The organism is Staphylococcus simulans (assembly GCF_003043455.1).
Classification (GTDB): Bacteria; Bacillota; Bacilli; order Staphylococcales; family Staphylococcaceae; genus Staphylococcus; species Staphylococcus simulans_A.
Map to the genome: position 1 here is coordinate 1 of NZ_PZGG01000015.1, position 13106 is coordinate 13106.

General features: G+C 34.8%; 13 protein-coding genes. 2 read left to right on the forward strand and 11 right to left on the reverse strand.

Annotated elements, in window-relative coordinates; translation table 11 throughout:
• Positions 1–55: 55 nt before the first annotated feature.
• The 7 genes from BU038_RS04110 to dhaK all read right to left on the reverse strand — a co-directional run bounded on the left by BU038_RS04110 (position 56) and on the right by dhaK (position 7124).
• Entirely contained in the window at positions 56–1150 is a 1095-nt protein-coding gene (locus tag BU038_RS04110; RefSeq protein ID WP_107604941.1) for an acyltransferase family protein, read from the reverse strand.
• Between the two features lie 259 nt (positions 1151–1409).
• Positions 1410–3911: a glycosyltransferase gene (locus tag BU038_RS04115; RefSeq protein WP_107604942.1), complete on the reverse strand. Its 2502-nt coding sequence runs from the start codon at positions 3909–3911 to the stop codon at positions 1410–1412.
• Positions 3912–3958: 47 nt separating this feature from the next.
• Positions 3959–4351 carry a glycerol-3-phosphate cytidylyltransferase gene (gene tagD / locus BU038_RS04120; RefSeq protein WP_002479946.1) on the reverse strand — a complete coding sequence of 131 codons (393 nt, stop codon included), beginning with the start codon at positions 4349–4351 and terminating at the stop codon, positions 3959–3961.
• Positions 4352–4622: 271 nt separating this feature from the next.
• Positions 4623–5018, reverse strand: a complete 396-nt coding sequence (gene tagD, locus BU038_RS04125) for a glycerol-3-phosphate cytidylyltransferase (protein ID WP_107604943.1) — start codon at positions 5016–5018, stop codon at positions 4623–4625.
• A 173-nt stretch (positions 5019–5191) separates the two neighbouring features.
• The gene (dhaM, locus tag BU038_RS04130; protein WP_107604944.1) at positions 5192–5554 is read right to left on the reverse strand and encodes a dihydroxyacetone kinase phosphoryl donor subunit DhaM; all 363 of its coding nucleotides are present in this window, start codon (positions 5552–5554) and stop codon (positions 5192–5194) included.
• 4 nt (positions 5555–5558) lie between these two features.
• Positions 5559–6137 carry a dihydroxyacetone kinase subunit DhaL gene (gene dhaL / locus BU038_RS04135; RefSeq protein ID WP_107604945.1) on the reverse strand — a complete coding sequence of 193 codons (579 nt, stop codon included), beginning with the start codon at positions 6135–6137 and terminating at the stop codon, positions 5559–5561.
• A gap of 21 nt (positions 6138–6158) precedes the next feature.
• Positions 6159–7124 (reverse strand): dihydroxyacetone kinase subunit DhaK, encoded by a 966-nt coding sequence (gene dhaK / locus BU038_RS04140; protein WP_107604946.1) that lies wholly within the window; start codon positions 7122–7124, stop codon positions 6159–6161.
• Between the two features lie 185 nt (positions 7125–7309).
• Here dhaK and BU038_RS04145 point away from each other — a divergent pair, with 185 nt between their 5' ends.
• Entirely contained in the window at positions 7310–7546 is a 237-nt protein-coding gene (locus tag BU038_RS04145) for a hypothetical protein (RefSeq protein ID WP_107604947.1), read from the forward strand.
• 71 nt (positions 7547–7617) lie between these two features.
• On the opposite strand, the gene BU038_RS04150 is transcribed toward BU038_RS04145, so the two are convergent.
• The 4 genes from BU038_RS04150 to BU038_RS04165 all read right to left on the reverse strand — a co-directional run bounded on the left by BU038_RS04150 (position 7618) and on the right by BU038_RS04165 (position 11362).
• Entirely contained in the window at positions 7618–7968 is a 351-nt protein-coding gene (locus BU038_RS04150; RefSeq protein ID WP_002479954.1) for a zinc ribbon domain-containing protein YjdM, read from the reverse strand.
• A gap of 109 nt (positions 7969–8077) precedes the next feature.
• Positions 8078–9670: an ABC transporter permease gene (locus tag BU038_RS04155; protein WP_107604948.1), complete on the reverse strand. Its 1593-nt coding sequence runs from the start codon at positions 9668–9670 to the stop codon at positions 8078–8080.
• Position 9671: 1 nt separating this feature from the next.
• Positions 9672–10571, reverse strand: coding sequence for an ABC transporter ATP-binding protein (locus BU038_RS04160; protein WP_107604949.1), 900 nt, complete (start codon positions 10569–10571; stop codon positions 9672–9674).
• Positions 10572–10693: 122 nt separating this feature from the next.
• On the reverse strand, positions 10694–11362 hold the full coding sequence (locus BU038_RS04165; protein WP_107604950.1) for an NDxxF motif lipoprotein: 669 nt from the start codon (positions 11360–11362) through the stop codon (positions 10694–10696).
• A 299-nt stretch (positions 11363–11661) separates the two neighbouring features.
• Here BU038_RS04165 and BU038_RS04170 point away from each other — a divergent pair, with 299 nt between their 5' ends.
• Entirely contained in the window at positions 11662–13035 is a 1374-nt protein-coding gene (locus BU038_RS04170) for an amino acid permease (RefSeq protein ID WP_107604951.1), read from the forward strand.
• Positions 13036–13106 lie beyond the last annotated feature (71 nt).

A 13106-nucleotide genomic window follows, 5' to 3' on the forward strand; every position in this document is an offset into this window, starting at 1 on the left:
GTATTACGACGGTGAAGATAGACCTTCTACTGCCATAATACGTTTATGTTTTAAATTACTCTTTTATCGGTACTTCCGGCTCAGGTTTAATACCATAATTATTCAACACCATCGGATATAATGTGTTTCTTCCAACGACAATTCTTACGTATGGGAAAAATGATAATATGATTGCTAAACCTACGCAAAAACCTAGTGTAAATATAGTAGTTAATGTAAAGAATGCGAAAGGATACTTCACAAATGAAGCTAGCCCTCTAGAAATATGTTGAATAATAATTTGGTGTGATAAATAGATAAAGAACGATATTTCACTAATCATATATAAAGCTGTTAAGTGATATCGGCTTAATTGTTTTGCGACATAGATAGCTAAAACAAAGAATGCTGCTGTGAAGATGAAAAGATCAAAACGATTTGATTCTCTCCATGTAACGTTTAGCACAAAGAAATCAAATGCAATAACCAGTCCACTTATCAAAAGTACACCAAGTACATATAAAACTTTTTGTTGCACATATTGCATCACAATATCAAAATTCTTACCAATATAGAATCCGATAACAAAGTAAAACAACCAGTTTAAAATTATTGTTCGATTAAACAATGGATAATACGTATTCCAAAACTCTAAATATGCCGTACTATAGTACATTAGAAAAGCATGTCCAAAGCTAATAACTAGCGATATAACAATAGGTATGAGTGGTTTCATACGATCTAACACTTTATAAAACAACATATGTAATACAAAGAATTGGAAAATAACCAGTACAAACCATCCAAAGAATTTGCCTTCTAACAAAATATTAATCAATAGATGACTCATTGAGAAATCTTTATTTGGATCAAAATATATCTCGACAATCACGAATAATGCAAAGCAAATGTATGGTATTAAAATAAACTTCACTCGTTTAGTTAAGAAGTTTTTAGGTATATGCTTAGAATACCTCATACCTAACAACATTTCTGATAGCATAATAAAACACGGTGTCGCACTAAACAATAAGACTTGAATATAACTTGCGCTTTGTTTTTGGAACTCAGTGATATGCGGATCATTCACAAATCCTGTCATTGCGTGAACAATGACGATAATGACACAAAAAATAGCACGCGCATATGTTAGTTCTACTTTCTTTTTCATTTTGCGTACTCCCTTAATATTTATCCCTTTTATTTAAAACGTTTTCAACAAACACATAAAAAATTCTTTTAAATATCATCAAGGGATATTTAAAAGAAATATGTCTTCACAAATACGTTCATCATCATTAATTATATGTAACTTACATCATTTACGCAATAGAGTTAATAATAATATTCTGTTCTATCAAAAGTTATATTTTAAAAATAAATAGACTCGCGCATGGTGCGGGTGCGCAAGTCTATGTTTTACTATTTTATTAATCTAATAATGAGTAAAACTCACTTAATGCAGTTTTATTATGCTTTTCACCTTTAAATGTTTCAAAAACAGGAATTTGTTTGTTCATGAAACTCTTAATATTTCCGCCGACTTTTTCTGGTTCATTTTCTGTAAGAATTCCAAAATCACCATGGCGTAATACATAACGGTTTGCTGGAATATTTGATGCAAGGACATTAACGCCAATTGTTAATGCCTCAAGTAATACCATAGATTGCCCTTCATAATGTGAAGTTAACGCAAATACATCACATTGCTTCATAATATTAAACGGATTACGTTTTTGACCTACTAAAAAGACGTTGTCTTCTAATTTTAGTTTATGAATTAATGACTCTAAGTTAGAGCGTAACGGCCCTTCGCCTAAAATGTACAATTTCGCTGTTGGGTTCTCCTTGACCGCATATTTGAAGCCTTCAATTAAAATATCAAAGCCTTTTTCAGGGGAGAGTCTACCCATTGCCATAACTTTGAAATCTTGATCATTAAATGGAACACTCTTGATTTCACCATTATTGAGATATGCTAATACTTTTTGGCCACGATGCATAAAGAAATCTGTGTCTTCGTCTTTTAAATCATTAATACGCGTTAAGTTAATCGTATTCATTGCTGATGTAAATTTATCTTTTGTTTTAGAAGTTGCTAAGTTTTCTTTATTAATTCTACAAGTTTCCTCTGATACACTGACTAAATAGTCAAAACGGTTATATAAGCTGATGACACCTTTTAAGTTTTGGTAATGCGGGCGTACACCATTTACATTACGATTCATATCGCTCTTAATATCACTATGCAGGTACATTAATTTACGTTTAGATTCTGTACCTAATAAAATTTTTGACCAGAACATAGAATAACCACTAAAGTCTATCACAACATCGAACTTCGAAATGCCAAATATCTTCCTAAATTCACGTTCAAATACTTCCGTGGGATATACAGATTCTTCAAGTACAGATTTAACACCTCTATTTTTTACAAAGATATCTCTGTATTTCTCTAAGGTAGTACCTAACAGTGGTCCTTTTCTTAAGATAATACGTACGTTTTCATTTACTTCTTTTAAATTATCTAAGATTTCACGATTCTTCGTGTGTCCTAAGAAAATCGTTACATCATATTTATCATAATCAATGTTTTCTAATAGATTAATTGCTGATGTAGTAATACCATTATTTTTCATTCCGCCTGGATACATCAATATTTTCTTCTTAACATTTTCTTGGTTGCTGACAATCGGTTGGAACATTTTATTAACAAGACGTTCAGTTACATGTCCATCTTCATAAGGAACATATAAATCTTTAAAACGTTCATATTTAGTTTGATAAACATTTTGGTTTGCTTCCGCTTCATTAACAGCTGAAACAAGCTCATCTACATCATAGACCGAAAGTCCAGGAAGGAGATCAGTATTAATATAAAGTCCACGGTCACTATTATAGTCCTCATAATCTGGCGAATAAAAAACAATAGGTTGTTCTGTCACAAGATAATCAAAGAAAATACTAGAATAATCTGTCACTAACAAATCTACAGCTGCTAACAATTCATTCGTATCAAATGAATCTGGAACAAGATACGGTTTTAGTTCTTTATAATTTAATGCTGTTTTATATACAAAAGGATGTACTTTCACAATAACTTGATAGTCTGTTTTCTTTTCAAGTTCTAAAACCATTTCATGAATGTCAGCTACACTATCTTCAGGGTCATTAACATCAGTTCCACGCCATGTTGGCGCAAATAAAAGTGTCTTACGCTTCTTTAATTTAAGACCATTTTGTTTTAAGTGTTTACGTACTTCTTTTTTATCACTATTCAACGTTAAATCAATTCTTGGATAGCCAATTTCAGCTAAATCACCATTATAAATACCATCTAAACTAAACGCTCTTTTGAACACTTCTGTTGTGTGAGGGTTCGGACTGACTAATATATCTGCGCTTAAAAAGTTTTTGATAATATTTTGTGAACCGACTAGGTTATCTTCTACATCTAAGCCCATAGCTTTAATAGGTGTGCCATGCCAAGTATTTACATACACTTGTTCTGGTTTCTTTGTAAAATAAGCAGGGAAAGTTGAGTTGTTAATAATATACTTTGCAGTAGTAAGTATATTTAAATAATCGTCACTTTCTTTTACAATGAATCGCACATTTTTAAATGATTTATATTGTTTAGTATACACTTTACGTTTTTTCTCAGAATCTACAACCCAGATATGTTCTAATTTTTTATACTTCTTATCTTTTAATAGATACTTAAAAACTGCATAAGGGCTGTCTGTCATACTTTTTCCATCACGTGCTTGATAAACTACTTGTCTGTCATTAACTTTGTTTTTTTTATATAAGTTCGCATATTTAGTTGTTTTTAAGACATACTTACTTTTAAACTTTGATTTGACAGGTTGCTCAATAAACTTGTATTTTCTTTTTGCTTGATTCAGTAAAAATCCGCTTACTTTATTCAATGTAGACACTCCTATTTATCTTTTTTATCAACATTAAAACAAAAGCTTTATTCTTTGCCGTAGAGCTCTTTCTTAATTTGTGTCGTAGAAATCCCTTCTGTACGTTTTAAGTAAATGACTTCACACTGTTCCTTTAAGAAATCAAATTCACCTTCCCAATCATGGCCCATCACAAATGTATCTACTTCATATCGATCAACATCTTTTTGCTTTTGACCCCAGTCATTTTCAGGAATTACTAAATCTACATAACGAATAGATTCCAACATCATCTTTCTTTGTTCATAGCTATAGTAAGATTTTTTATTCTTAATTTTATTAAACTCATCACTAGACAACGCTACTATAAGATAATCTCCCATTTCTCTCGCACGTCTTAATAATTCAATATGTCCATAATGTAATAAATCATAAGTTCCGTAAGTAATTACTCTCTTCATTCTGTCCACTCTTTCATTCTTTTTTCTTTATTTATAATGAAACACATACTCTACTATGTATTTTGCAAGAAATCATGCATTTATTCTGAAAATACGTTCATAAACACATTTACTCATTAGTATAAACTTAATATATTTAATAGAGTTTAATGAATCTTTACAAAAGTATAACACTTGTATTGAAGTTTTACATTTAATTTAAAAAAGAAGCCTCTATTGCCTATAATAGTTACTAACTGTAGGTCAATTTCAGCTTCTTAATTTGAATATATTATCTTTTGTCTCCATAAAGTTCTTTTTTTATCTGAGTAGTAGATATGCCTTCCGTACGTTTTAAGTAAATGACTTCACATTTATCCTTGAGAAAATCAAATTCACCTTCCCAATCATGTCCCATAATAAAAGTATCTACTTCATAACGATCAACATCTTTCATTTTTTGATCCCAATTACTTTCAGGAATTACTAGGTCAACGTAACGAATGGACTCTAACATCATTTTTCGTTGTTCATAATTATAATAAGACTTCTTATTTTTTAATTTATTAAATTCGTCAGTTGAGAGAGCGACTATTAAATAATCCCCCATTTCTCTTGCTCTTCTTAACAATTCAATGTGCCCATAATGCAATAAATCATATGTACCGTATGTAATCACTCTTTTCATAACTTTCACTCTTTCGTATTTTCTATTGATGTAATATTAAAAAATTAAACATCTATATTTTGATACTTTTCTATTTCTCACAATTCCTTTACAAAATTATACCACTTAACACATTTCTGCTCTACACTAAATAAAATAACGACGCACTTGCCTACACAAATGCGCCGTTATTTTTATCTATATTCACTTTCAACTGATTCTACCACTTGTTCATAATTCATAGCAGTAGAGATGTTGACACTTGCTAGGAAGCTGCCCTCTACAATAGGTGCTTCTACTTTCTCTACTCTATATTGTCCATCATACATTTCAATAGCCATATCTAAGTTCATTTCTGCTGAACCTAAGTCATAGAAACAAATCGCATCGTCTTTTAAACCTTCAATTGCTTGTTGAATAGGCTCAAAGGATGTTCCGATTGTACCGTCGCTGCCGCCGACCGGAATCACTTGAACACCTTCAGCCATTTGGCTAATGAGTTTTTTGATGCCGTTTGCGATTTCTTCGCTATGACTGACCACAATAATCGCTGTCATTGATTTACTCATCTCCTATTAATGCGTTTAAAATATATACACTGCTTTGTGCACCTGGGTCTGTATGACCTCTAGACTCTTCTTTAAAATAAGCTGCGCGTCCTTTTGTCGCAATTAAATCTTCTGTGTTATCAGCGAGTGTTTGAAGATATGCGATATCCACACTTTCTCCATTTTCAACCGCTTCTCTCGCTCTCTCAATAACGTCATACATTGTTTTCTCATCAAGTTCGACTTTGCCACGTTGGTGCACGGCTTGTGAGAACGCCTCTAACAACTTAGGTAAGTTATCTTCTGTAATCTCATCTCCCGCAACTTGTGCCATTTTAACAAAACTGAAGCCGTATAATGGTCCTGAAGCACCGCCGACTTTAGACATCAAAGTCATTCCTGTTGTTTTCAAAACATCTTGCACTGTGTCCGCATTTTCTAATGCTTCTGGTAAAGCATTAAAACCTCTAACCATATTGACACCATGGTCTCCATCACCGATGGCACGATCTAGTTCTGTTAATGTATCTTCACGTTCCTGAAAAATTTCTTGTAAATGAATTAAACGTTGTTTTAAAGTTTCTGCATTCATAGTTCATTTCCTCCTTGTGCGTTATCCGAAATAACGGCTTGCTGTCGGTGCGTTTAATGCGTTCAAACGGTCCTCAGTACTTTCTAATAACGTTAATGAGAAACCTTGCATATCTAACGATGTCATATAATCACCGACAAACCAGTCTTTGACTGTTATATTTTCAGCTTCAAGCGCTTCCTTTATATATTTCACTGCGATATTTAATTCTGAAAGTGGTGTACCACCCATGCCATTAACCATCACAATGACTTCCTGAGCTTTGACTTCTTCATTCAAAGCTTGAACCAGTTCAGTCGCAATATCTCGGATGGGTTTAACCGCTTCTCGCTTCAATCCACGTTCCCCGTGAATACCAATACCGATTTCCATATCTCCTGGTTCTAAATCGAAGCCATATTTACCCGTTGATGGCACAAATGGTGGTGTTAATGCCATACCAATCGTACGCATATCAGCTAACAATGCTTCAGTTTGTTCTACAATTGTTTCTAACGATTCTCCTTGTTCCGCAAGGTAACCGGCAAACTTATGCACAAAGACTGTGCCTGCTACACCACGGCGCATCTCTTTATCTTCTACCGCAATATCATCTCTGACAATCACTTTACCGACTTTGATGCCTTCCATTTCAGCCATTTCTTGCGCCATTTCAAAGTTCATGACATCTCCAGCATAATTTTTGATAATCAATAAGACACCGTCACCATTATCGACAGCTTTGATTGCATCTAAAATTTTATCAGGTGTCGGTGATGTGAAGATTTCACCGCATACTGCCGCATCTAACATTCCTTGTGCGACATAGCCTGCATGTGCAGGTTCATGTCCGCTTCCTCCGCCAGAAACTAACGCAACACCTTGTTGCTTTTTCTCTTTTCTAACAACAACCGTCTCAGAAATGACAGTTTGATCGGGATTTGAAAGTGCTAAACCCTCTAACATATCTGAAAGTATTGTGGTTTTATCTTGAATTAATTTTTTCATATGTTCACAACCCCTTTTTGTGTTCAATCATCAATTCATATTTTACATTCATCTCTATTATATAGTCTGACCAGTGAATATTCATGTAATAAGAGGTCAGGTTCTACAATCATTCAATTAAAAAATATGTTATATTACAATTAAGAAAAGCAATATAAATCAAATACAAAGAAGGTGTGCCTACTATGAATCTTTCTTTAGTTAAACGTGTTGCCGATATTGTGACAATTGTCAGCTTTATTGCCTTATTAGTTTTATTGTCCATTAACTTCTACTTCAATGTGCAAACAAATGGTTTTTCAGCAGGATTCAAAATCGAAAGCACCACTAACATTATTTTTGTATCACTATTATTCGCTATTTGTTTAGTCAGTGATATCATCAGTACCGTTTTAAAACGAAAGCTTAAATACAAACATTAACAAAAAGCCTTCCTACTCGGTTTGAATAGGAAGGCTTTACTACGCTGACATCTGTTTACATCAACGCAAGACTATTTGATTTTCTTCACATAAATCGATTTTAAACCGATTTGTCCGACACCTGGAATTTTACAATCGATGTCATGACCATCTTCAGGATCCACCAGACGGATACCTTTGACTTTCGTACCTTGCTTAATCACCGATGAAGCACCTTTGATTTTCAAGTCCTTAATCACTGTCACAGTGTCACCATCTTGTAATTCTTGACCATTGGCATCGCGTACTTTTAACGCTTCCTCAGCTTCTTCTACTGAATCTTGCGTCCATTCATGTCCGCACATTGGACAGACAAATAACGCACCATCTAAATACGTGTATTCCGAACCACAGCTCGGACAATTAGGTAATGTTTGTTCCATGTTCTCCTCCATGCTCTGTAATGACCCTCTAAATCTACCATATTTCCTAAGAAAAAGATATATCAGCGATTAGAATCTATGTTTTTCAAATTGCTTTCTATATTTCTAGCTAAGAAATATCTTTGTATTTAAAGCCGACAATACCAGAAATGAATAATATTAACGCGATTACAAGCATAATAATGGTCGCAGACCAATCCATATCCGCAATCGGTAAGCGCGGCACATGTCCAAACGGTGTCACTTTTTTCAACCATTGCTTTATGTTTAATAATTGGCCTAAATATACGACTAAGAAAGAATAAGCTAAGTAGAGATAAACCAATAAACTCCCCTTCTTAAACCAACCGACAATACAGACAGCCAATCCCGCAAAGACTAATATCGCTGGAACAAATACTAATCCTGCAGTGATTATTTTATGGAAAGCGATGGCTTTATCCATACTTGAAACAGCACCGATATACATACCTAGTGCAGCTAAGCTAATCATCAAGAAGCTATTGATCAGCCCAATCCAAATAAAGCTCATAAAATAACGCGTACGATGTATAGGCAATGCCAGTACACTTTCTGTATGACTTAATTTGATTTCCTTTTGAATTTTAAAGATTGCCATTAACACAGGTATCGTTGAAACCATTCCCATAATTGCCATCAATATCGGCACAAACTGTTCAGCATAATTATTTCCTTTGCCCGTCAACATTCTTTGCAGAAGCGGATTGTCTTTAAAGAAACTTTCCAAATCACCGAATACTGAACCATAGGATAAACCTAGCATCAACATACCGATTGCCCAAACGATTATACCTGTACGTTGTAAACGTAGCTGTAAGCCAAAAGGTGATTTTAATAATAATGACAAACGTCTATGCCCTTTAAAGGTCGGCAATAATCCAGACTCCATATCACGTTGGCCATTCACTACCATAGCCAAAAGCATTAAGACTACAGAAGTTACGCATAACGCTGTAACCGGCCACCAATGATTATGACTGTAAATATCTGCACGTGTTACCCAACCTAGCGGCACAATATAGGATAACCATGAAGCTGAAACATCTCCAATGGCACGCAGTAAATACATCACTAGTAATAAACTGATACTGATTCCTGTCGTCTGACTTTGTGTTGTAGTAAATTGCGCTACAAGTAATGCCAACATGCTTATCATAAAACCTGATACCGCAATAATCATGCCATATAACCATGCACCTTCAACAGTAAAATGATCAATGCCGGTAAACATCAAACCTATGGTGATTGAAACACCTAATATTAAATTGATAAGACCTTGTTGAATTATCGTACTTAAGATTAATGTAGCACGTCCTACCGGCAAAGCAGTCAACAAAGCTAAACGTCCCGCTTCTTCATCCCCTCTTGAATCTTTCGAAACAAATAAGATATTCATGATACTGACTAAAATCACAGTGAACATTAACATCTCATAACTGAACATCGTCGCGATATTCATTTGATCCAAAGAAAACTTGCCAAGCATTGCTTCCATGGCAGGATTTTTAAACATTTCAAACAGCGGTGCTAAAGCTTGTTGATCTGGATACAAATTCGCAAATGACTGCGGAATCATAAGCGTTAATGCGACTAATCCCACTAACCAAAATATGATTGCCCATTTATTTCGCTTTAAATAAAACAACATTATCCTAGAAAGTGTCAGTAGCTTTTGTGTCATCTTACTCACCTTCTTTTAGCTGCTCGCCATAGTATCGTAAGAATAAATCTTCTAAAGTCATCGGTTGGCTTTCTAATTTTTTAATATTGAAGCGACTTAAATATTGAATCACTGCAGTTGTTTGATCTGTATCCACTTGGAATTGATAGGTTTCATTTTGTTTGGTTACATCATGTACTCCGGGTTGCGTTTCTAAATGTGTCAGTATCGCTTCGGTCACGACAGTAAAGCGTATACGTGTTAAATGACGCATCTCATCCAATGTTCCAGTTTCTATGAGTTCACCTTTACGAATAATCCCTACACGGTCACATAGTTGTTCTACTTCAGAAAGAATATGACTCGATAACAAAACTGTTTTCCCTCGGTCACGACACCCTTTCACATGTTTTTGAAAGACACGTTCCATTAATGGATCTAAACCAGAAGTGGGCTCATCAAAAATATAAAGGTCCACATCCATACTTAATGCGGCAATTAACGCAACCTTTTGACGGTTCCCTTTTGAATACGTGCTGCATTTTTTATGAATATCCAGTTCAAAATCTCGAATCAACATTTGTTTACGTTCATGATTCACAGATTTTTGTAAACTCAATAAGAACTCAATGACTTCTCCGCCTGTCAAATTCGGCCATAAATTCACATCACCAGGTACATACGCAATATGTTCATGTATAGAGACCGCTTCTTTAAACGCGTCCTTGCCAAACAATGTGACAGTCCCAGAACTTGGTTTTAACTGCCCTAGAATTGTCTTAATAGTCGTAGATTTACCTGAGCCATTTGGACCGATAAAGCCAAAAATTTCTCCTTCTTCAACGGCCATATTTAATTTAGAAAGTGCTTCAAATTTACCGAAGCGTTTTGTAAGATTATTAATTTCTAAAACTGATGCCATATAGATCACCTTCTTATTTCTATTATCCATCTATAAAACTTGATTCCATTATACACTTGTTTTATTTATGAAAACTGACTTTAAAAAGAAGGACATCCCTAGAAAGAATGTCCTTAACACTATTATTTGAATGCCCGTGTATCAATATTTTCTTCTTTTAATATTTTTTCTATTTTCTTTTGTTCACGCTGACTAGGTTTATCGTTACCTTTTTCAATAGCGCCGACTTCTTTCACAGAAACACGTCCATTCTTTGAAGATGCCATTGCGGTATCTATTTTCTCATCGATATCTCTGAGGTATTGATTGGAATTCGTAATATAACGATTGATTTTATGCGCATGTCCATCATAGCCTTTTGGCAAGCGATTTTCATTAATGTATTGCGCAAAGTTATTATCATTGGTACTTGCGAGTGCGCTCGCTTTTTCAATATGTTTCGCATCACTTTTAGAAATTCCTTCTTTTGAATGGAGCTTTTGTTGATAATGCTCATAAATGCGCGTGATATCATGGTCAGCATTTAAATACGTTTGAATATCTTGTTTTAATTCCGCTTTAGTCAACTTCTGATTCTTTTTCTTTTTATCAAAGATATCTGGATTTAAATCTAATTGTTTGCCTTCTGCTTTAGCAGGGCCCATGTCCTTCTTATGTTCTTGTTGTGTTGGTGCTTTCTGCGTCGGTTCTTGTTTGGCTTCTTGTTTTACTTCTTTTACTTCTGAAGAAGCACATCCTGATAATGTCAGTGTCATAGACGCAAAAAGCAATCCCGCTATATGTTTCTTCACTGTTACCTTCTCCTTTGATTCTGCGTCTTATTATCTATTCGCTCACTCAGTCATTTTTTACCCTAAATCTCGTGATGTATGATGTTGTCTTTCAAAATCATATATAAAACGCTTTCATTGAAATTTGATTTAGAAAAATTAAAAATTAGTCACGCAACTCATTAAAGTTAGTGTATAATACTTCCATACACATATTCTATTCCGTACAACATAAAAAGAAAATAGATGATATGCAGTTCGCAGTTTCACTCTGCACGCCATCCGTTCTCTATATAAAAACTACAAAGAGGTGTAACATCATGGAAAACAATGATTTAAAACGCAGTATGACCAATCGTCACATTCAGCTGATCGCCATCGGGGGCGCTATCGGTACGGGGCTTTTCTTGGGGGCAGGGAAAAGTATTGCGTTAGCTGGGCCATCCATTCTTTTGGCCTACATCATTATCGGGTTCTTCTTGTTCATTATGATGCGTGCATTAGGTGAACTTCTTTTATCAAATAGTCAATACAATTCATTTATTGATATTGCGGAAGATTATTTAGGCCATATGGCCGGTTTCTTTACAGGTTGGACGTACTGGTTTTGTTGGGTAGCCACAGGTATTGCGGATATTACAGCTGTAACCAAATATATTAATTTCTGGTGGCCGTCTTTCCCACCTTACTTAACAGCGATTATCACAGTTTTCTTATTACTCGCGTTGAACTTAATGACAGTGAAAGCTTACGGGGAAATCGAGTTCTGGTTTGCGATTATTAAAGTAATTGCGATTTTATTCTTAATCGTCATCGGTCTTTATTTAATCTTTACTGGATTCTCATCACCTAACCATATTCAAAGTGGTTTCAGCAATCTTTACTCACACGGCGGATTCTTCCCTAATGGGGTAATGGGCTTCTTACTCGCTTTCCAAATGGCAGTATTTAGTTTCGTAGGGATTGAATTAGTCGGTGTTACAGCACGTGAAACAAAAGATCCAGAAAAGAACTTACCGAAAGCCATCAACAGTGTCGGTATTCGTATCATCATCTTTTATGTATTAAGCTTAATGGTTATTATGAGTATCACACCATGGGATAGATTAGATCCTAAAGAAAGCCCATTCGTTAACTTATTCGTTTTAGCCGGTATTCCAGCTGCGGCGGGTATCGTTAACTTTGTGGTATTAACTTCAGCATCTAGTGCCGCAAACAGCGGATTATTCAGTAACAGTCGTATGGTTTATGGTCTAGCTGTATCAGACAGCGCACCTAAATCTTTAGGTAAAGCCAACCGTCATGGGGTACCATACAATGCTTTGATTTTCTCAGGGGTCGTATTATTCTTAGCCGCATTATTGAACTATATTATTCCAGATACAGTATTCACAGTTGTAACTACAGTCGCAACAATTTTCTTCATCTTTATTTGGACAATCATTTTAGTTTGTTATATTAAATATCGTAAAGCGCATCCTGAATTACATGCCGCTTCAAAATTCAAAAACTTCTTTGGTGTGATTGGTTCATACAGCCCCCTTGTCTTCTTCGTTATCGTGATTGCGATTTTATTCTTAGCGGAAGACACAAGAGTTGCTTTATACTTCTCACCATTCTGGTTAATCTTATTATTCATCGCATATAAAGTCGGCGGCTTTAAAAACCGTGGTTTGAATCGTATTAAACATTAATACACAACACATAAAACAGGTTGAGATTTCTCATGAAGTCTCAACCTATTTCTATATGGGATGCAAATTAA